Source organism: Sphingobacterium sp. WM, from assembly GCF_029542465.1.
Classification (GTDB): domain Bacteria; phylum Bacteroidota; class Bacteroidia; order Sphingobacteriales; family Sphingobacteriaceae; genus Sphingobacterium; species Sphingobacterium cellulitidis.
The window spans coordinates 654,132-676,785 of the sequence record NZ_CP120709.1; the positions used below are offsets into that span (position 1 = coordinate 654,132).

Genomic DNA, 22,654 nt, shown 5'->3' on the forward strand with positions numbered 1-22,654 from the left:
AGGGCAAAGCCCTTGAATTACTCATCCCTCAAGCTATCCACCGGATTGGCTTTAGCGGCTTTCAAGGATTGGTAGCTCATGGTAATAAATGCTATTAATATGGTTGCAATAGCAGGAATCACAAACATCCACCAAGAAATTTCAATTTTATAAGCAAAATCGTCCAACCATTTATTGGAAGCCCACCAAGCAATTGGTGAAGCAATCAAGATGGAAATCAAAATCAACTTAATGTAGTCTTTGGATAATAATCCAATTATTCCAGAAATAGAGCTTCCTAAAACCTTTCTAATTCCTATTTCTTTAGTGCGTTGAGCCGTTGAAATAGTGACCAAACCAATTAACCCCAGACAGCTTAATAAAATGGTTATCCCAGTTGAGAGGTTGATGATTTTAGAGAATTTATAATCTGTTTCATACATCTGACGGATGTTTTCATCATAGAATTTAAAAGCAAATGGAGCATTAGGGTAAATATTCTTCCATTCTTTTTCCACGATATCCAATGCAGATTTCCAAGTCTTTGGATCATCATGAAGTCTGATGCCGATTTGCAAAAGTTGTCCCCTTATATTTGAAGCCAGCATGGCAACACCACTTTTCTCTGTATGAAAAGTCTTACTGTTGAAATTGGAAGTAACTCCGGTAATGGTGCGGTCCCTATCATAGGCTTGAACTGGCTTTCCAATCGCTTCTTCCGGACTTTTGAAGCCAAGTTTCTCAATGGCTATTTCATTAAGTATTATGCCTGTCGATGTATCCGCGATGGTCATATTTCTTCCTGCAATTAATTTTATGCCATAGACATCATAATAATCCTTATCAACAAATTTAAATGGAACATTAACTTTTACAATTCCTGTATCAGCAGTAGAAGAAACAAAATTCCCCCAATGGTCTTGTGATAATGGTAAATGACCTAGTGCAGCTCCAGAAATCTGAGAATGTTTAAGTAATGCTTCCTTAAAGACAAACGGATCCACATCAGCGTTTTGGTCAGCCTTCCATGGTAAAGAAATGTTTATTAACGCCTGATGATTGAAACCTAAGTCCGAGGACATGGTATGTTTCATTTGCATACCAATAATAAAGGTGGTAACAACAAAACATTGCGCAATAACAAATTGAAATACGATAAGAACCTTTCTGATGGAAATACTACCTAGCGATAGTTTGCCAATCCCTTTCATCTTGATTACCTCAGAAATCTGAACCTTGTTAATCAGATAAGCAGGATAGATACTCGAAACGGCAGTAATGAAAACCAATAAACCGACAAGGAAAATAGACACTGCCATAACATCTGAAAATGAATTCAAATTCTCAGGCAAAAATGATTGGAAAGTTTTTTCAAAAACTTTTGTAATTGGCCATGAAAGGAGCAAGGCCAGTGTGGTAATAAAGAATGTTTCTACAAAAAAGGATTTGGTGACATCAAAAGGCTGTTCTCCCAATGTCTTTCGAATGCCAATTTCTTTCGCGCGATATGGTACTTGTGAAGTAGTTAGATTGATATAGTTGATAGTGGCTAATAAGAGTAGAAAAATACCTATTCCAATAAATCCGTAAACTAATTTAATATTGGTGCTATTCTGGAGGCTTTTGTCAAAATGAACATCAGCTAAAGGAGTCACGCCTGCTCCTGCTTTAAAATTCATTTCGTCAAAATCCTTTTTAGTCATTTCATAGATTTTGTCGCTAACCTGCTTGACAAAAGCATCCTTGCTTTCTACTGATTTTAATTTAACAAACAGGGTGTAATTTGACATAAAGGACTGCCACATATCATTGTAAAAGTTATTCTCATTTACTTTGATGAATTCCTTCGCCAAAAAACTACTTGGACTTTCCAGATCCTTCACTACCCCTGCAACAGAAAAGAGTGTTGTGTCATACATTAATGTTTTTCCAACAACCTCTTTGGGATCTATATTTGGGAAATACTGTTTTGCTCTGCTAGAAGTTAAGATCACCTCATTAGGTTCCTGTAATGCGTGAGCAGGGTTTCCTGCCAACCATTCATATGGAACCATTTTAAAATAATCACTCGTGGTCTCAATGATATTTTTAGGATCTTCTATCTTAAAGGTCTCCTTCGACTCAGCACTGTTCGTGATTTTCGGAATATATCGCATATTCACTGGAACAGTTAATTCAACATTCGAAAGGTTCTCTTTGATATATTTAGCTAAAGGAACAGGCACTCCATCAAAGCGGTCAGTTGACTCTACTTCATAGAATACGCCATAAACCTTAAATATTTTCTCTCTTTCAGCATGGTTCTTGTCAAAACTCAATTCATAATTTACAAGCCTGAAAACAATCCAACAGGCACTGATCCCAATGGCCAGACCAATAATATTTAGGAAGGTAAATAACTTATTCTTCCATAATTTTCTAATAATCAGATTTAAATTTTTCATAATCTATGCTAAATCAAAAAATAATTAATATCTCAAATCCCACATCTTAATACTCACATCTATTTCCCTTTCCACTATCTCAAATCTCACATCTATTCAAGGGCAAAGCGCTTGAATCACTCATCCCTCAAGCTATCCACTGGATTAGCTCTTGCAGCTTTAAATGCTTGCCCGCCAATAGTCATAAAAGAAATAACCATGGTAATCAATCCGGCAGCTAAGAAAATCCACCATTCAATCTGAATATGATAGACAAAGTTTGTAAGCCATTTATCCATTGCCCAATACCCCAAAGGAATAGCAATGATAAAAGCTAGCAACACCAGTTTTAAAAAGTCAGAAGTCAACAGGGTAACCAATTTACCCACTGATGCACCAAGAACCTTGCGTATGCCAATCTCCTTTATTCTTTGTTGCGCGGCGTATGCTGAAATTGCAAAAAGACCAATACAAGCAATTACCACAGTTACCAATGCAAAGAGTTGCATGATTTTAGTAGTCTGTTGTTCTTGTTTATAAAGCGCTGCATAGTCCTCATCTAAAAAATGGTAATTAAAAGTAGTATTAGGTAGTATTCTGCTGAATGTTGACTCAATATCTTGAAGAGCTTGAGTCGTATTCGCACCAGCATTTATTTTTATAAATACATTTCCAAAATAGCTGTATTCCGGAAAGAGCGCGACTGGTCTAACTTCCTCCTTTAAGGATGCAAAATTAAAGTTGTCTACAACGGCTTTGATCGGACCAATACGTCCATTAATATTGACTGTTTTCCCGATTGCTTCCTCCGGAGTCTAACCAATCTTTTCTGCTGCCATTTTATTGATTATGATGCCTACTGATCGGTTAGCTGAAGTATCTCTTGCTTTGATGATGTCCGTTTCATTCAATCCCTCACCCGCAAGGATAGGAATCTCAAAAACACTTAGAAAATCTTTCTCAATTGGTAATGCTGTGATATCCATGCTGAAGTTAGGCTTTTTCCCTTGAGAAGTTTCCAAGGAATAACCGCCTTGAACATTGACAGGTGAATCGTAAGAAGCGGAAACTCCTTTGATCGATCGCTGATTTCTCAGTTCATTCTTTAACGTCTCCAAGCCCTTTGTTTTTAACACATCACCATCCAATACCACAATTTGAGATCGATTCAAACCTGTATCCATAGTTTGGATAAATTGCATTTGACGATATGCAAACAAGGTACAAATCACTAGAAAAATGGAAATACAATATTGGATAGTGATTAATATTTTGGCAATAGGAAACTTTGCTTTATTAGACTTTAGTTGGCCTTTGATTACATTGATGGGTTTGAATTGTGCAATTACCCATGCTGGCCAACCTGATGCCATAAAATTTAATACAATATAGAATACAAATACAGCAAGGTAGAAATAAGGATTGGACCAAATCTCAAGCTTCATGGGAACCCCCAGATAAACACTAAAAACTGGTAATAATAACCAAGCGAGTAAAATCCCAAGGATTAGAGCAGTGCCCACCATTAATCCACCCTCAATGATAAATTGATTGAAAATACCATTTTTATGAGCTCCAATAACCTTTCTCACTGCAATTTCTTTCGCTCTTTCTGTAGCATGCGATAGGGAAAGATTGGTGAAGTTTACTGCTGAAATCAATAGCAAGGCAGCTGCCAAGAAACCAAAAATATAAAGATAGAGTAGGTTCCCTGATCCTGCAGCTTTGGAATGTAAATGCACAGTTTGAATGTTCTCAAGGTTTATTTTTATTTGATATCCCGCATCATACTGCTCCTTTAATTGCTGCTTCATAAAAGCATCAATCTTTTCTTGCAATACGATTTGGTTAACATGCTCCTTTAATAAGACAAATGTGATGTCGTTCGCAGAGCCCCACTGTGGTTCCACCTGATACCGTGATAAACCTTTATTCGACAATAAAGCTGAAAAATAATTCTCGGTATAAGTTGGTAAATCAGCAATTACAGCAGTGACAGTCCAGGGCTTTTTGTCAATCATTATGGTTTTGCCGATAGGATTTCCATTGGCAAAATATTTCTTAGCCAATTTCTCCGTCAATACAATATCATTCGGATTTGATAAAGCCGAATTTGTATTCCCTGAAACTACCTGGTAGTCTAATACTTTGAAGAAATCTTCATCAACATACTTTAATCCTGATTCCTTAATGGATTCTGAACCGTTCTCAATTAAAGCCGCATTATTATAGGTATACATGCGCACAGCTTTTTCAATTTCAGGAAATTCCTTCGCAAAAATTGGAGCAACAGCGGTAGGAGTTACTTGCCAATAGGTGTAATCAGCGTCTTCGGGCGACTTTACAGAGGAGGTAACAAGGGAAACCCGATCCGAATTAGCTAAAAACCGGTCATAACTTAATTCATGATATACATAGGCTAACAACAGTAAAAAACAGGTTATTCCTAAGGCTAAACTTGCAATATTGATAATCGAAAATCCCCTGTTTTTTCGAATATTCCGGATGGCTAGTTTTAAATTATTCATGCTAATATTGGTTATTGTGACTTTTGATTAAATGCATTCATGATTGAAGCATTTACTCAGTAAATCAAAATACAATACATTTGCCATAAATGTATTGTATTGATAATCAGTTGTATACGGTTAATACATAAAAACACAATGTTCGATATCGAACGCTTTTTGTTCGCTACTGAACGATGAATTAAAATTTCACCTCTCAATCCTCTCAACCCTCTCTCACCTTTCCACTATCTCGAATCTCAAATCTCACATCTCACATCTATTTCCCTTTCCACTATCTCACATCTCAATACTCAAATCTCACATCTATTCAAGGGTTTGCCCTTGAATATTACTCATCCTTCAAGCTGTTCACAGGGTTGATTCTTCCAATTCTTAATGCATGATAACAGATCGTGCTAAAGGCAATCAACAAGCTCATACCACCAGCTACAAAAAACACCCATGGCTTAATATCAATTCTATAACTAAAGTCAAGTAGCCAGTTGTTCATTGCCCACCACGCAATTGGGGAAGCGATGATTATGGCAACAAAAACAAGTTTAATAAAATCTGCAGACAGCAATTTTATGATACCTGGAAGGCTAGCGCCTAATACTTTTCGGATACCGATTTCTTTTGTTCGTTGTTGGGTTACAAAAGCTGCTAATCCAAACAATCCCAAGCAAGCAATAAATATGGCGAAAACTGCAAAGGTTGAAACTATGGCTTGCGTGCGCTGAACGTCGGCATATAGGTTCTCAAACCCCTCGTCTAAGAATGTATATTGAATTTTCTGATTTGGCGAAAAACTGCTCCATATTTTATTGATTTCAGCAAGGGTTTGTTCAAGGTTATTAGTATTTAGCTTGATGGAAATCATGTTGGGACTTCCACCAACCATCAAAGCCAATGGTTTTACAGCATCCCCCTTCATATCGCCAAAAATAAAGTCTTCAACTACACCAATAATAGTGAAGGTTGCAAAATTCCGGATCTTGGCTCCGATGGGATTGGTTATGCCGAGCTCCTTTACCATTTTTTGGTTGACAACTACAGCGCTAGAGTCGGTTGGCATCTCCATATTAAAGTTCCTGCCTTCAATAAGTTTAATACCGAAAGTTTTAAGGTAATCCTCATCGACCAGCCAGTTTTGCCCGCCAATGCCGACATCCTCATTCTGCCTACCATCAATCCAATAGGCGTTGCCATTACGTCTTACACCATCCAACATAACGGGTAAATAATCCCCAACAGACACCGAAGCAACTGTAGATATACCTTTCAATTCCTCCTTCAGTGCCTTTTGTTTACCATCCAAAGTCCCTGTTCCTCGTAATACTAAAACCTGTTCTTTGTTGAATCCTAGGTCTTTATGTAGTATGTATTTTACCTGTTGACTGATAATTAATGTCCCAATTATCAAGATAATAGAGGTCGAAAATTGAAACACGACCAATCCATTTCTGAACCAGTTATTGCCAGATTTTAAATTTAATTTTCCCTTCAATACGGCAATTGGTTTAAAGGAAGAAAGATATAATGCGGGATATACGCCGGAAATTACACCAATAAAACCTCCAAATAATAGGAGAGAAGGAATAAAGAATAAATTGTTCCACGGGAAATTTAAGGATTTGCCAGCTATTCCATTGAAAGTTGGCAATAGCAGATAAGCAATTGCGATGGCAAGCAATATCGATATCAAAGAATAAATTAATGATTCTGTAATAAATTGCCAGATCAAAGCACTACGGTCTGAACCAATCGTTTTTCTTACCCCAACTTCCTTAGCCCGAGTGTTTGCATTTGCAGTGGAAAGATTGATAAAATTGATAATGGCAATAATCAATATCAAAGCTGCTATTCCTGCAAAGACATAAACCATTTGAGCATCACCTCGATTCTGATTTTCAATCTTATTATTTTGGATTCCTTTCGAATGTAAGTGGATATCCTTCAAGGGTTGTAAGGTCATCTTCGCTGACTTCCAAATTTCTTCATTGACAGCCATTCCTGCCTGTACTACTGCCGGTCGATAATGTTCATCAATATAAGATCTAGATATTTTTTTCTCCAGCTGAGCAATATCAGTTCCAGCTTTTACCTTGAAATAAGTTCAATAATTAGACGCCAACCAGTTCTGTTTCTCCCCAGGATAAGGCTCATGACCATTTAAGGTCATAAAGAAATCAAAACCATAAAAGTTTGAATTCGTTGGGATATCATCTATAACAGCCGTTATGGAGTAACTCTTAGATTTATCATTATTGAGATAAATGTTCTTTCCTGTCGGATCTCCTTTGAATAACTTCTCGGCCTTACTTTTAGTAATTACAATAGTATTGGGATTATCTAGGGAATGATTTAAGGTGCCATAAACCGTTTCCATCGGAAACATATCCATAATGCCTTGGTCGACAAAACAAAATCCTTCCTCACTGAACAACTCGGGATTTTCATTGGTCGAAACCTGATTACTGCCCGCACCAAACAGCGGATTTGATAATACCCGACCATAGGAAGTAATTTCTGGAAATTCCTCCTTCAATTCAGGTCCGGCCGGCGCAGGCATTGAAACGCCCTTCTGTACCACATTATCCCTGGTAATAACTCCAACAACCCTAAATATTTGATTCGAATCCTTGTAGAACTTATCATAACTCAATTCATGCTGTATATATAGCACAATCAATAAGCAAATAGCCATGCTAAAAGCAAACCCACCTATTTTGATAATGGAATAAAACCTTTGATTCTTAAGGTTCCTCCACGCGATTTTTATATTGTTCTCAAACATAATAGTAGTATTGTGATATGAGAATTGAGATTTGAGAAGCAAAGTTTCAAACCTAATTCAACTAGTAATTTCTTCAATCTAAATTTTCAATAATAACTGTAAGGTTTTATCCTTCGCCTTTCCACTATCTCATATCTCACATCTTACATCTCAAATCTATTCAAGGGCTTTGCCCTTGAATTATTCATCCCTCAAGCTGTCCACAATATTTGCATTGGCTGCGCGAAAGGCTTGCCAAGCGATCGTAGACCAAGCTATAAGTACCGAAACTCCTGCTGCTAAGGCAAACATCCACCATTGTATATCGATGCGGTAAGCATATGTTTGTAACCATTTACTCATAACCCACCATGCTATAGGTGCTGCAATAAAAAATGCAAGCAACACCAATCGGATAAAGTCTTTGGAAAGTAGCATAATGATACTGGAAACAGATGAACCTAAAACCTTACGAATGCCTATTTCCTTCACCCTATTGTTGATGGTCAATAATGCTAATGCAAATAATCCCAAGCAGGAAATCATAATGGCAATGCTTGTTCCGCTGATAACAATCCTTGAAAACACTCTTTCATTCTGGTATAAGTTCTGCGTGTTTTCATCCAAATAGGTAGGCTCTACCTTTGCCTTTGGATTTACTTTCTTCCAGATTCCATTCAGTTTATCCAGGGTTTCCGCCAATTGTTTAGTCTCAACGCGAACAAAAATATATTGAACATTAAATACATTAGGATTTACAGAAACTGTTAATGGATCTACTTGCTCCCTTAGATTCTGGAAGTTGAAATCATCCATAATGCCTATCACCGTGCTTCCTTCATTGAGGTCAATCTTCTGACCTAAAATCTTATCTTCTCCACCCATAATAGCAGCCATTTGCTTATTGATAATGACAGCATTACTATCAGTACCAAAAGATCGATCAAAATCTCTCCCCGCAATTAACTTGATTCCTAAAGTTTTTAAATAATCATAATCAATACGCATATAATTGGTCTTGATTTCTTTGTTTTCATGCTCAAAACCAAATATGCTCCTTTGAACCGTTCCATCTTTTCCTTTACCAATATTAATATCCGCAGCACTAACCGACTTCACCCATGGTTGTGAACTCAACTCAACCCGCATTCTCTGAAGTGCATCTTCCTGATTAATGCCTGATCCAATTGGAATACTGATAACTTCAGTCTTATCAAATCCCAGCGGTTTGTTTGAAATATAATTCAATTGAGTACTTATTACGATCGTCGCTATAATTAATAGAATAGCTATTACAAATTGCAAAACCGTCAATGAGCTCCTTAAACTCGAAGCCTTGATTTTGTTGGACCCTTTTAAGGATTGAATGATATTGCTACGGGCAGCTTTCATCGCTGGTAGACCTCCAGCAATCAAGGATAACACAAAAAATACCAATAGATAGATGATCAAATTCTTACCTGTAAATAGGTTAGTAATCTTCAATTGGTAATTCATGTTGGCATTGAATTGCGGAAGTATGAGGTAGGCTATAAGCAACCCAACTAAAAGGGATAGGATACATAAGATTAAAGATTCTAAGGTAAGTTGTTTCACAATATCCCATGTGGTACCACCTAATGTTTTTCGAGTTCCAATTTCACGATTCCTGCTGATGGAATTTGCTAATGATAAGTTAATGAAATTGGAAGCGGCAATAAATAATATCAACCCGGAGATTAATAATAAAATCCAAGGATAATTTGATGATAATGAATTTTCAGGCCCAAAATCATTTAAATGGACTTTTGAAAGGGGTAATAAATGAAAACTGTAATAACTGCCATTAATATCTGTCTTTGCACCATCACGTTTTAAACGATCAATGTCTTCTTTGAAAAACTGCTCCGTAAATGCTTTTGTTTCCCTTGCAAATACGTCATCATTTACTTTAGCTTTCATCTTCACATAGACCTCATGGTCCATATTGTCCCACGCTTGAGCCGATTCTTGATACCTAGGCCTATTTTCGAATCTATATAAGGATGAGAATTTTAAACTGGAATTTTTAGGATTATCTTCTAAAACAGCACCAACAGTTGCTGCCTTCCAGGTGCCATCCAAATTGACCTCTACTTGCTTTCCTAAAACATCTGCCGTTCCAAATAGATTCTTGGCCATCGTTTCAGTCAGTACTAAATTGCTAAGATCATTCAGAACATTCGTACTTCCACTCAAAAACTCAAAATCGAAGATCTTAAAGAAATCAGCATCCACAAATCGATTCATGGAAGAAAACTCTTTATCCCCATTCTTCAATATAATAGTGCTATTGGCATAGCGCGTAATATTTTCTATACTCGGAATATCCTTTTTTAACTGTGGTGCCAATGGTGTCGGCATCGAGCTATCACTTCTTTTTCCCGTTGTCGGCTCTGTCGTTTTATACAACATCGCAATCCTTTCCCCATCCTTATGAAAATTATCATAAGACAATTCAAACATGCCTGTCAAAAACAAAACAGTAGACGCAGCAATTGCAACCGCCAATCCAATGATGTGAATCGCACTTAAGGATTTGGACTTTATTATAGATCTCCAAGCTGTTTTAAACATTTTAGATGTATTAAGATGTGAATATTGTGATATGAGATGCAAATTCCATATCAATTCTTTTTTGCTTTAAATTGTGATTCAATTCATTTGCCATAGTTGTAAATGTCTGTTAGGTAGTGTTTTAAATGTTTTGGCGGTTGAGGATATGTTCATTATCGGACAGTGTAATGTCCAGCAATGGACAGGATGTCAAGGATTTGAAGAAGGACCAAGATCAAGCGGAATGAGAAACTTCCCTAACTTAACCAAAGCGGGGATATGGGGTTTGATAATACAGGGCGAAATACCTTTCGGAAAAATGAAACGTTTTGTACGGGCGTATTGGATACCCCCTTTTTGTAATAATATGGCATACGTTATTTTATTATCCTTGATGGTCTGAAATCGGAGGGGTTCTGAGCTGCGCCGAAGAATCTGTTTCTTAAAACCCAATTTCGGTGTCATTCCGCATCAAGGATGCGGAATCTATTTTAGGCGCTATGTTTGACCAACATGTCGCCCCTCTGGGGCTGTGTCTTGCTGAATGATTCTTGCTACAAATATATCACCCCTTTGGGGTTTGATAATGGAGTGTGAAATACCTATCGGAAAAATGAAACGGATTTGTACGGCCTATTGCATACGTCCTTTTTGTAATAATATGGCAAATGTTATTTTATTATCCTAGATGGTCTATTAACGGAGGGATTGATTCTTCGGCAGAGCTCGGATTCCTATTCAACCCTTTATGGGTTGCGGAGAAAAAAACTCCAGAGGAGTTTAATATTAGTAATTGGAAATATCTAAGTAATAAGCCCCGAGCAAAAGGAATCGCTTTAGCGATTGCTTTTGCTCGGGGCAATTTAACTTTATGGTATTGTGTTATTAATATTGAACCCCTCTAGGGTCCTATTCCTCGTAAATATAATCCCGCACATGGATCGCCTTTCTACTATCTCAGATCTCACATCTCAATACTCATATCTACCTTCCACTATCTCAAATCTCAGGTCTCAATACTCATATCTACCTCACTCATCCCTCAAACTTTCTACTGGGTTTACTTTTGCAGCTTTTATGGCTTGATAGCTTACTGTAAGCATAGCGGCAACAATTGCTATCAACCCACCAAAAACGAATGGAAACCAAGAGATCTCAATGCGGTAGATAAAATCTTCTAACCATTTATTACATGCCCACCACACAATAGGGGAGGCAATAAGGATAGCAATCAGTACCATCTTTACAAAATCCTTTGAAAGAAGCCCTACAATTCCTGTAATGCTTGCACCTAAAACTTTACGTATTCCAATTTCCTTCGTTCTTTGAAATGCTGTTATTGTTGCTAATCCAAAAAGACCTAAACAGCTTAATAGAATGGCAATTCCTGTACTGATATTGGTAATCTTTTGAAGTTGCTCTTCCTTTTTATATAGCGCTAAAATGGATTCATCATAGAATTTAAATTCTATATTATCGGCAGGAAAGAATTCTAGCCATTTAACTTTAAGATTAGCGATTATGCTAGGCCATTCTTTATAGTTTGCCTCATTTAAACGAATATTGAAGGTACCAGAATAAGGACCTGTCATCATGGCCAACGGTTCCATCACATTGTAGAAATCTCTTGTATGGAAGTCTTGAACAACTCCAACAATTGGAAATTTCGAATTATTTTGTTCAATTAACTTACCAACGGCTTCTTGTGGTGTTTTAAACCCAAAACCTTGCAGGGCTGATTCATTGATGATGTATCCATTAGTCGTATCTGAATTGGATAAATTTTGTCCTGCCAATAACTTTATTCCATAAAAGTTTAGATATTTCGAGTCTACTTCTTTCTTAAAAAGAATCTGTGAAATAGGTTCATCGGCTTCATTACTTATATATCTAAAAGGACTTGAACTGTATCCATCAGCCAATGGACGATTGCCAATACTTACCTCTTCAACTCCTTTTAATTTTTCTAATTCGACAGCTAAGGTTTTTTTCTTGGAAGCAAAGTTCTCCGAGCCAAAATACTTATATGGAATATCTGCTAATAGCACAGCATCTTTTTTAAATCCTAAATCCTTTTTGACAGTAAATTGTAACTGCTGACCAATAATAATTGCCGCAACAATAAACACCTGTGCAATAATAAATTGGAATACTATTAATGCCTTTCTAAGGTTAAAGTTACCATTGCTAGTTCCAACATTTCCCTTGCTTCGAAAGATATCAATAGCATTCACCTTAGTAATTAGCCAAGAAGGATATAATCCAGCGATGAAAACTGTAAACAGTAAAACCACGAAGATAAAGGAACCAAAAACAATAGGATTGTTATACGCAATGGCATTTTGACTGATTAAATCTCCAATTAAAAAGTAACCAAGTTTTGAAACAAAGTAACTCACAAAAATTGAGGCCGAAATAATAATCAAAGTCTCTATCATCATTTGAGCAACTAAGCTTTTTTGAGAGCTACCCAAAGTCTTACGAATTCCAATTTCCTTAGATCTTTGTGGGATTTGTGCTGTTGTTAAGTTTATATAATTTATACATGCCAAAAGAAGTAAGAATATGGATACACCTATAATTCCATAAATAACAGATTTACTAGTTTTATCCATTCCATACTCTTTCATAAATGTTGAAAAATGGGAATCTCTTAGTGGTAAAAAATCTATGATTCTATTATATGAAAATTGAGGGTTACGCTCTTTTTTAAACTCATCATATTTTCTGTTGGTAATATTAATAATTTGGGTTAAAGCGCTTTTTAATTTACCTTGACTTTCTGCTTGAATATATATCCTATCAGATCCATTCGTATTGGTCCAACTACCCAACTGATTGTCATTTTCAGTCTTCTGAAGTTGGAAAAATTCCTTACCGGAAAACTCTGAGGGGTAATCTAAGTTTGCTACAATTCCACTTACTGTTTTTTGTAATGTATCTGAATATATCAAAGTCTTTCCGATGATCTCGCTACTTTTTAAATTCGGGAAATATAGTTTAGCTCTTTCCTCGGTTAAAACAACCTGATTCGGATTGGATAATGCACCAACCTTATTCCCTGCCAACCATGTATAAGGAACCATTTCAAAATAGGATTCCTCAGTTTCCATCACCTTGCTCTCAAAGTCGAGTTCTTCAACTCGCTTGGGTTGACCATTACCTTCCGGAATAATCACACTCTCCGTATAAAATTGAAAATATGGAACGACCCTCTCCAACGACGAAACATCTTCTTTCAATGCAAAAAATACAGGTCTTGACATCCCGCCATTCCATGCGTCTTCTTTATCATCAAATTTAAAATGACTAATAACCCTATAGATATTTTCATGGTTAGGATTGGCCTTTTCATAGCTCAACTCAAAACTGACATACTTAAATATCACCCAACAAGAACTGATTCCTATCGTCAATCCTAAGATATTTAGAAATGTAAATAACTTATTTCTCTTTAAATGCCTAATGCTGTTTTTGAATAATAATTGAAACATAATGGTAGAATTGAGTAAAAGATAAATTCCAGTTTTATTTATGAATTAATTCAAAATCAATTCATTTGCCATAGTTGTAAGTTGTTGTAATAAAGAATGTTGAGTGTTTGGGCGGCTGATGATATGTTCATTATCGGACAGTGTAATGTCCAGCAATGGACAGGATGTCAAGGATTAGAAGAAGGACCAAGATCATGCGGAATGCACAACTTCCTATAAACTAACCTAAGCGGGGATATGGGGTTCGATAATGCAAAGCGAAATACCTATCGGATTTTTGAAACGGATTTTAGGGGCGGATATATTGAAAGGAGGCCGTATGCGATACACCCTAACTTATTGGCTGAACAGAAATGGATTCTTCGCTGCGCTCAGAATGACAGAAAAATTGTATTTGGGTTGAGGTAAAAAAAGATTCTTCGGCAAAGCCGAAGAATCTTTTTTTACCTCAACCTATTTAATATTGTGATTGTCATTCCGCATCGAAGATGCGGAATCTATTTTAGGCGTTATGTTTGACCAACATGTCGCCCCGCTGGGACTGTACCTTGGTGAATGATTCTTGCTACAAATATTTCACCCCTCTGGGGTTCTTTCCCTAGTAAATATTATCCCACTCATATCTACCTTTCCACTATCTCACATCTCCCATCTCAATACTCATATCTATTCAAGGGCAAAGCCCTTGAATTACTCATCCCTTAAGCTATCCACAGGATTGGCTTTAGCGGCAAAGTAAGTTTTTGAAGATAGTACAAGGGTTGCAACAGCGGTTAGTCCAAAGCCTGCAACTACGAATATCCACCATGAAAGTTCTGTTTTATAGACAAAGTCATTCAGCCATTCATGCATAAAATACCAAGCGATAGGGAAGGCTATCAAGGAGGCAATGATCACCAGCAACAACAGGTTTTTTAATAATAAAAATATTATCTGGCTGATTGAAGCGCCCAGGACTTTCCGGATTCCTATTTCTTTGACCCTTTGGTTGGTGATAAAAACCGCTAGACCAAATAACCCTAAGGATGCGATTGTAATGGACAACCAAACTGCCCAACTCAACAGCTTCGATAGGTTCTGCTCCGTTTTATAAAAACTGGCAATCATATCATCAACGAATTTATAGTCGAATGTGTCTTCTGGATAGATCGTCTTAAACTTAGTTTCGATTTTACTTATAGCATTTTTCCAGGATTCAGGGTGATTTTTATCTAATGCAACATGCATCATATAGCCCGAATTACTGCTCCAATACATGGTAGGTCTTACGGCTTCACGGGCAGAAGAGATATTAAAGTCCTTCATCACCCCGACAATGGTCGTTTGGCCATTGTTGAAGGTTTTGCCAATGGCATCCTCAGGTTTTTTTAAACCAAGAAGTTCTAACATCTTGAAATTGATAATACTTTCCGAAACGGAGTCAAGAACTCGAACGTTTCTACCCGCTATTAGCGGAATATTATAAACCTTAATAAAGTTCTCATCTCCGTTCCTGGCATCGAAGGTAACCATTTTCTTGTCCGAAGTATTTTGGTCATACTCCATTCCTGAGCTCATATAACCATTGAATGCCGGCGATTGATTGCCAAAACTAACCGCATTTACTTCAGCTAAATTTTCCAATTCGGTCCTTAAGACTTTTCCCTTTTGCTCACGGTCAAAATTTGGAATATAAAAAGTAACCACAGCATCCTTATTGAAACCCATATCCATATTAATTGCATAATGGATCTGCTTGGATACCACCAATACGGCAATCAAAAAGACTTGTGCCAAAACAAATTGGAAAATGGTCAATCCTTTTCTTACCCAGGCGCTTCTACTCAGATTACGGTTTTTTGTGGCTTGATTTTTCAAGGCCATAATAGGAGAATATCCCGTTAGGACCCAAGCCGGATAAAAACCTGCGATACAGGTAATGACCAGCAGTTGAAGAACTAAAAATCCTATGATTTCCAAAACTGGAATGGACGAAACGGTAAATCCTTTAGGAAGAAAACCTTCAAAGGCATGAGTTAATATTGGCAACATTAAAACCGATAATATCGTAGCAAATCCTGCAACTAAAAATGTCTCCAATAGAAATTGTCTTACCAAATTTGACTTCTTTCCACCCAATGTTTTCCTGATTCCAATCTCTTTAGCACGCTCTGTAGATTGAGCCGTAGAGAGATTGATAAAATTAATAGCTCCTAAAGTAAGTAGGAATACCGCTAATAAGATTAAATTTCTTAAGGTGGATTCTTTTACAGCATTGTAATTGAATTTAATGTCAAAATGGACATCCTTTAAGGGTTGAAGGATAAAATTATCCTTCCATTCATAATTATTTTGTTCTTTGTTTTTACTTAAGATCCCAGCAATTACTTTTTCAATATTTTTAGGGGAAGTTCCCTGTTTTAATAAGAGAATACACTGATTGCCGCCATTATAATTACTCCATTGATCCCAAGATTTTATCACTTTCAAGGAAGCATTGTTTTCTACCGTTGAAACAGAAATAATTCCGTCATATTTGAAGTCAGAATTCTCTTTCATATCAGCTACGACAGCTCCAACAGTCAATTGTATACTATCAGAAAATAAGATATTTTTCCCGATCACCTCACTTGCATTAGCCTTTGGAAACAGAACCTCAGCTTTACTTTGGGTAAGAACAATCGTATTAGGCTCTTTTAGGGAATTGATATTTCCCGCTAAAAGAGCATGTGGAAATATGCTAAAGTATTTTTCATTGCTAAAGGTCAAGCCTTCTTCATTTGGAAACACCTTTTCTTCCTGATCAGCTTGCTTTTGGATTTTTAACTTCGTAGTGCCTAATTCCAAATTCGGAACAACTGCCTCTACACCTGTTAATTCCGTTTGCATCGCTCGGATCAATGGAACCAATACAGCATCGCCCTTATACCCCCCATCACTAACAACCCGGTATACCCGGTCTCCATGCGGAAGATGCTTGTCAAAACTAAAATCATAGCGAACCATCAGAAAAATGATCAAGGTCGCACAAATTCCAATAGCCAAACTTATAATACTAATTGATGAAATCAGAAGGTTTTTCTTTAAGAATCTCCAAGCTGTATTAAATTGGTTCTTTAGCATATCATTTTTTATTATTACAGTTAATAAACTTTATTTCTCAAACCTCACACTGGCTTTTAATTCGTTAACCGGTAAGGGTACATATTCAACCTAAATATTTATAAGGCATTGCCTTCTAATATTTTCACACCTAAATGGGTTGCCCCGAAAAAACTCCAGAGGAGTTTAATGTTAGTATATAAATATGTTTATGCAATAGGCCTTGGCGAAGAGCAATCGCTTAAGCGATTGCTCTTCGCCAAGGCAATATGATTTTATGGCCCAATGCTACAAATATGTCACCCCTCTGGGGTTCTTTCCCTAGTAAATATTATTCCGCTCACATCGGCTTTCCACTATCTCAATACTCATATCTCAATACTCACATCTACCTTCCACCATCTCAATACTCACATCTATTCAAGGGCAAAGCCCTTGAATTACTCATCCCTCAAGCTATCCACCGGATTTGCCAAGGCTGCTTTAATGGACTGGAAACTAATGGTCGCTAGCGATATAAGAATAGCTGCTGCCCCTGCGATTACAAAATAGTACCATTCAATATTGATGCGGTATTCAAAATCTTGCAGCCAATTATTCATTGCCCACCAAGCAATAGGCGAAGCAATTAAAATGGATATTATTACCAGTTTGATAAAGTCCATGGAAAGGAGAGTAGTGATCTGAGGAACCGAAGCTCCTAATACTTTTCTTACAGCGATTTCCTTCATTCTGGTTTCCGCCATATAAGCGATCAAGGCAAGAAGTCCCAAACAGGAAATAAAGATGGTCAGGCCAGCAAAGAGCATCGCAATAGTACCTATTGCTTGAGCTTCTTTGAATTTATTTTCAAATACCTTATCGATAAAGTGATAGGAGAAGGGATAATCAGGATTGTATTTCTTGAATATGCCTTCAATTGTTTTTAAGTTGTCACTGGTAGAACGTGCTGGGTTTAGACGGTAATGAACAACACTAAAATAGGAAGATGGACCTAAAATAACCGTTGGTTCGGTTTTACCAAATGGTGATGCCATCACAAAATCTTTGATGACTCCTACAACAGTCAGCCTCCTGCCATCTCCATTAATAATGCTTCCCACAGGGTTTTTTAACTTCAATGTCTGAACCGCTGTTTCATTGATTAATACAGCATTACTATCTGTAGGAAATTTGTATACATCAATATCTCGCCCATTGATTAGGGTAAAACCTAAGGTTTTTACCCCATCAGCATCAGAACTGAAGCGATTAAAACTAATTTTTTTATCATCTTCCAAGGAGGCATCAGATGTAAACCCCCAGCCTGAACTATAGCGATCAGTAACTGGAGACATATTTTTGGAGACAGAAATCACAGCATTGCTTGAAAGAAGTTCATTTTTGATGCTTTTAAAGTTTTTCTCAACATTCCCTTCTATTTCTGTATAGATTAATCCATTTTCTTGATATCCACGATCTCTTTCTTTGCTATGATCAATCTGTTTATATACCACAACCGTTGCAATAATCAAGATGATAGCTAACGTAAATTGAACGATAACCAATACCGAGCGCATGCTAAGTCCTTTGGTAGTTGCCTTGAATTTGCCTTTCAACGTACTTATGGGTTTAAATGCTGAAAGAAAAAATGCAGGATATGCTCCCGCTATTAACCCTGTGAATAAAGCAAAACCCAATAAAAACAACCAGGTTGAGGCTGTTAAAAATGAAATAGAGATATTCTTAGAAACTAATTCATTAAAGTGTGGGAGAGCAATAATAATGATGATAATCGAAAGTACAGCTGCGAGAAGGCTAATGAGAATACTTTCTGTCAGAAACTGGAATATAAGACTCTTTTTATCAGCCCCAATAACTTTTCTTACGCCAACTTCCTTTGCTCGACGCTCAGATTTGGCCGTACTTAAATTCATGAAATTGATACAGGCAACCAATAGGATAAATCCTCCTATCCATGCAAATAAATTGACCAAGTCAATTCTGCCTGATTTGAATTCTCCACCTTTACCATTATTATATAAGAATTGATCCTTATATGGATAAGCAAAAATATCAACCGTACTTCTAATTGCTGAAGATGATGAATTGTTGTCACCATTGATATGGTCTCTTGTAAAACTCTTTATCTTATTGTTGAAATCAGAAAGTGATACTTCATTTTTTAAAAGGATATAAGTAAAAATGGAATTGTTGTTCCAATTTTCATCATAATAATTGATGCTTTTAGCATATTCCCAAGAAATTAACCCTTCAAAATCAAAACTTGAATTTGATGGGATATCCTCGATAACGGCTTGCACTTTGACCTGATCAACTGAGTCGATTTTTATGATTTTACCTATAGGATCGTCATCACCAAAAAGGTCTTTAGCCTTCTTTGCAGTTATAACTATTGATTTTGGATCATTAAGTAAGTTGGTCTTTTCTCCCTTCTCAATGGGAAAACTGAACATATTAAAGAACCCAGGGTCTACAAATGATAACTTGGTTTTTAATTTTTTATCTTGGTAGGTTGTCAAAAAATAATTCTCGCCGCTATATCTTGAATACGTTTCAATATCTGGAAATTCTTCTTTCATAGAAGGACCAAGTATCTTTGGAGTGTAAACCCAAGCAAATTTTGAACCTTGGTGCTCGTCCCTATTGCTCATAATATACAAGCGATCACTTTTCTCATGATAACGATCCATGGTCAGCATATTCTGTAGCCATAGCAAAATCATCAATGCTCCAGCCATACCTATAGCCAATCCAACAATATTAATGGTCGTAAATCCCTTGTTTTTCAGGAGATTTCGCCAAGCTATTTTTATGTAGTTCTTAAGCATAATGTTTTAATATTATTGATAGTTGTTTTGAAATAGAGGAGATTTTCGCTGATCGCTCCACAACTATTAGGATTTTACTTTTACAATTAACCTCAGGAAAACTGATGATTGTTTTCTTCTGGCAAACACGGTCGAACAATACTTCCGACTTTATAATAGTTGATGCTACTTCTCTTTTAATTGAAAATTCCTTGCTATTCTCTGCATACCAAGCTCCATCAAATGGAATGTATTTATTAAATGCATGTTGAAAATTTAACCATGCCAATCCCGTCAAGAGCATTGTGATTCCTAGACCCCAAACCAGATTTTTATTTATAATTTTCTTACTATTCTTTAGAAAATTTAGGGCTCCATTTATTGATTGATTTCCCATGGTCTTTGATTAGTTTTCAGATACCTAAATACCTGTGATTATTATTTCTATTAATATCTGTTTGGTACTTCCAATTCATTTGCCAAAATCATAAATAATTGAAAATCAATGCTTTGTGTGTTTTGGCAAGATGGTATATGTTCGTTTTCGGACGATTAGTTGTTCGATTTTGAATAAAGGGACAACACGCTGGTCATCCCTTACTTATTAATTAGGTTATATATTATTCATCTCGTAAACTATTCACCGGATTTGCCATTGCGGCTTTGATAGCTTGATAACTCACAGTTAGGATTGTAATCAATAAAGCCAATACGGCGGTAAAAACAAAGATTTCCCAGCTGACATTGATTCTATAACTATAGGTGCTGAGATATTTATTCATGACCCAATAGGCGATAGGAAAAGCAATCATACAGGCAATTCCAATTAGTAAAATAAACTCTTTCGACAATAACCTGGTAACGGAGAATACGGATGCACCTAGTACTTTACGCACTCCGATTTCTTTGGTTCTGCTTTCTGCCATATAGGCTGCCAATCCAAATAAACCAAGACATGAGATAATAATTGTCAGCCCTGCAAATAGTGCTGCAAGTTTTCCGGTTTTTTGGGTTTCCTTAAATTTCAAAGCATAAGCTTCGTCTACAAATTTGTAATCAAAAGGAAAATCAGGATTATATTTTTTGAAGATGGCCTCTGCTTTTTGCAGGGCCTCTGTTGTCGTCAAGTTCGGATTGAAGCGGATATGAATATTATTCATCCAGCCGCTAGCTCCTTCAATAACCAAAGGTTTAACAGGTTCAAAAGGAGATTCTTGAATAAAATCTTTAATAACCCCAATGATTTGGAATTTTCTTCCACCATCATCGAAGATTTTGCCAATAGGATCTTGGAATCCCATGACCTTTGCTCCTGATTCATTAATCAAGGCGGACATAGAATCCGTAGGGAATTTGGTCAAATCAAAATCGCGACCTGCAATCAAGGTGAAACCTAAGGTTTCAACTACCTTATCGTCGCCGGTTTGGCGGTTAAAATCAATAATGCTATTTGGATCCTTTCCCTCCCAAGTGAAGCCATTCCAACCACTCCAACGCTCAGTTAATGGTGACATTAATCGGGTTATGGATTGCGCTACATTTTGATCCAATAGTTCATGCTTGATCAATTCAACATTTTTGGTGATTTCTCCAACCTCTGGAACATAGATGAGGTTCTCTTTTTCAAAGCCAAAATCTCGATCTTGGGCATGTTTAATTTGTTTTTGGATAACAACAGTACTCACGATCAATATCAAGGCAATGCTAAATTGCGTAACTACCAGGATCTTCCTCGGGTTTATTTTTTGCTGAATACTATATAATCGACCTTTTAATACCTTGACCGGATTAAAGGATGATAAAAAGAAGGCAGGATATATACCAGCTAAAATGCCAGTGAATAAAACAAATCCGCCGAGTAGCATCCAAAACCTAAAATCATGAAACGGAATCCTGAATTTCATTCCCACTAAATCATTAAAGGATGGAAGGACCAGGATAACAAGAATAAAAGCTATTAAACCTGAAATACAAGCCAGTAATAATGATTCTGAAAGGAATTGAAAAACCAAACTTCTTTTTTGTGCACCTACCACCTTTCTAATGCCAACCTCCTTTGCTCTCTTTTCACTTTGAGCTGTACTGAGATTCATAAAGTTTATACAAGCAATCAATAAAATCAAGCTGGCAATCAGGATAAATGTTTTTACCATTTCTATCCTTCCACCGGTTACTTTTCCGTTTTCATATTTGTTGTATAAATAAGAATCTCCAAAAGAAGTTAGAAAATTCTTTGTTTTTACATCCGAATGCCTTGGAGTAATATCCTTTATTTGTTCTTGGATTTGAGGGAGCTGCTTTTTATCATTAATCTCCACGTATAAGTCAACAGAACTATTTCCCCAATGTTCATCTGAAAAACCTAGTTTTTCCATCAAGGTCCAAGGAACATAGTATTCATAGCCTTGAAAAATAAAATTAGGTTCTGTTTCCTTGATCACTCCTGTGACCGTAAGGATGTTGGCACTATCGAGTTTAATGGTTTTCCCCAATGCCTCGGTAGTTCCAAAGAGATTATCTGCAAGTTTTTCTGTTAATACTATGCTGTTGGGGTTTATTAACATGGTATTTCTATTCCCATTGTATAATGGTAATTCAAACATGTTCAAAAAGGAAGAATCTACAAAAACACCTATCCTCGCTGGTACTTTTTTATCCCCAACTGTAAATAAGAACCCTCTGGTCCTACTTAGTCGGGATACGTTTTTTATCCCTGAAATTTCTTCTTTTACAGTGGCCGCCAATGGCTTCGGTGTTGAAAACCAAGTTGCCGTATCCTTATCTGTTGCTTCCTGACTACCAACGATATAGAGATGATCTGTTTTCGGGAAATTCTTGTTGAATCCAAATTGAAAATTAACCCACAGCAAAATTAACATGGCTGATGCCATACCAATCGCTAAACCAACAATATTTATGGATGTAAAGCCCTTGTTCTTCTTTAAGTTCCGAAAGGCGATCTTAAAATAATTTCTTAACATAATTTTATTTATTTAGCGATTTGGTA

The 22,654-nt window shown here is 36.6% G+C and carries 11 protein-coding genes; all 11 read right to left on the reverse strand.

Features of this window, described 5'->3' with window-relative positions:
- Window positions 1-17: 17 nt before the first annotated feature.
- The 11 genes from PZ892_RS02875 to PZ892_RS02925 all read right to left on the reverse strand — a co-directional run bounded on the left by PZ892_RS02875 (window position 18) and on the right by PZ892_RS02925 (window position 22,628).
- A complete protein-coding gene (locus tag PZ892_RS02875) occupies window positions 18-2,423 on the reverse strand; it encodes an ABC transporter permease (protein ID WP_182498079.1) in 2,406 nt (801 codons plus the stop codon).
- Between the two features lie 116 nt (window positions 2,424-2,539).
- Window positions 2,540-2,911 (reverse strand): FtsX-like permease family protein, encoded by a 372-nt coding sequence (locus PZ892_RS02880; RefSeq protein ID WP_277712055.1) that lies wholly within the window; start codon window positions 2,909-2,911, stop codon window positions 2,540-2,542.
- 306 nt (window positions 2,912-3,217) lie between these two features.
- Window positions 3,218-4,930: an ABC transporter permease gene (locus PZ892_RS02885; RefSeq protein ID WP_277712056.1), complete on the reverse strand. Its 1,713-nt coding sequence runs from the start codon at window positions 4,928-4,930 to the stop codon at window positions 3,218-3,220.
- A 331-nt stretch (window positions 4,931-5,261) separates the two neighbouring features.
- On the reverse strand, window positions 5,262-6,923 hold the full coding sequence (locus PZ892_RS02890; RefSeq protein WP_277712057.1) for an FtsX-like permease family protein: 1,662 nt from the start codon (window positions 6,921-6,923) through the stop codon (window positions 5,262-5,264).
- A gap of 105 nt (window positions 6,924-7,028) precedes the next feature.
- Window positions 7,029-7,709, reverse strand: coding sequence for an ABC transporter permease (locus PZ892_RS02895; RefSeq protein WP_277712058.1), 681 nt, complete (start codon window positions 7,707-7,709; stop codon window positions 7,029-7,031).
- Between the two features lie 180 nt (window positions 7,710-7,889).
- On the reverse strand, window positions 7,890-10,283 hold the full coding sequence (locus PZ892_RS02900; RefSeq protein ID WP_182498082.1) for an ABC transporter permease: 2,394 nt from the start codon (window positions 10,281-10,283) through the stop codon (window positions 7,890-7,892).
- Between the two features lie 1,010 nt (window positions 10,284-11,293).
- Complete coding sequence (locus tag PZ892_RS02905) at window positions 11,294-13,756, reverse strand: ABC transporter permease (protein WP_277712059.1); 2,463 nt, start codon at window positions 13,754-13,756, stop codon at window positions 11,294-11,296.
- 690 nt (window positions 13,757-14,446) lie between these two features.
- The gene (locus PZ892_RS02910; RefSeq protein ID WP_182498085.1) at window positions 14,447-16,858 is read right to left on the reverse strand and encodes an FtsX-like permease family protein; all 2,412 of its coding nucleotides are present in this window, start codon (window positions 16,856-16,858) and stop codon (window positions 14,447-14,449) included.
- Window positions 16,859-17,277: 419 nt separating this feature from the next.
- Entirely contained in the window at window positions 17,278-19,668 is a 2,391-nt protein-coding gene (locus tag PZ892_RS02915) for an ABC transporter permease (protein WP_182498086.1), read from the reverse strand.
- Window positions 19,661-20,044, reverse strand: coding sequence for a hypothetical protein (locus PZ892_RS02920; protein ID WP_277712060.1), 384 nt, complete (start codon window positions 20,042-20,044; stop codon window positions 19,661-19,663). The genes PZ892_RS02915 and PZ892_RS02920 overlap by 8 nt, the downstream gene beginning before the upstream one ends.
- Window positions 20,045-20,267: 223 nt before the next feature.
- The gene (locus tag PZ892_RS02925) at window positions 20,268-22,628 is read right to left on the reverse strand and encodes an ABC transporter permease (RefSeq protein ID WP_277712061.1); all 2,361 of its coding nucleotides are present in this window, start codon (window positions 22,626-22,628) and stop codon (window positions 20,268-20,270) included.
- Window positions 22,629-22,654 lie beyond the last annotated feature (26 nt).

Excerpts from the sequence above, each read along its gene's own strand:
- PZ892_RS02890 (WP_277712057.1), bottom strand. The coding sequence starts at position 6,923 with ATGGCTGTCAATGAAGAAATTTGGAAGTCAGCGAAGATGACCTTACAA.
- PZ892_RS02905 (WP_277712059.1), bottom strand. The coding sequence starts at position 13,756 with ATGTTTCAATTATTATTCAAAAACAGCATTAGGCATTTAAAGAGAAAT.
- PZ892_RS02915 (WP_182498086.1), bottom strand. The coding sequence starts at position 19,668 with ATGCTTAAGAACTACATAAAAATAGCTTGGCGAAATCTCCTGAAAAAC.
- PZ892_RS02910 (WP_182498085.1), bottom strand. The coding sequence starts at position 16,858 with ATGCTAAAGAACCAATTTAATACAGCTTGGAGATTCTTAAAGAAAAAC.
- PZ892_RS02880 (WP_277712055.1), bottom strand. The coding sequence starts at position 2,911 with ATGCAACTCTTTGCATTGGTAACTGTGGTAATTGCTTGTATTGGTCTT.
- PZ892_RS02895 (WP_277712058.1), bottom strand. The coding sequence starts at position 7,709 with ATGTTTGAGAACAATATAAAAATCGCGTGGAGGAACCTTAAGAATCAA.
- PZ892_RS02925 (WP_277712061.1), bottom strand. The coding sequence starts at position 22,628 with ATGTTAAGAAATTATTTTAAGATCGCCTTTCGGAACTTAAAGAAGAAC.
- PZ892_RS02875 (WP_182498079.1), bottom strand. The coding sequence starts at position 2,423 with ATGAAAAATTTAAATCTGATTATTAGAAAATTATGGAAGAATAAGTTA.
- PZ892_RS02920 (WP_277712060.1), bottom strand. The coding sequence starts at position 20,044 with ATGGGAAATCAATCAATAAATGGAGCCCTAAATTTTCTAAAGAATAGT.
- PZ892_RS02900 (WP_182498082.1), bottom strand. The coding sequence starts at position 10,283 with ATGTTTAAAACAGCTTGGAGATCTATAATAAAGTCCAAATCCTTAAGT.
- PZ892_RS02885 (WP_277712056.1), bottom strand. The coding sequence starts at position 4,930 with ATGAATAATTTAAAACTAGCCATCCGGAATATTCGAAAAAACAGGGGA.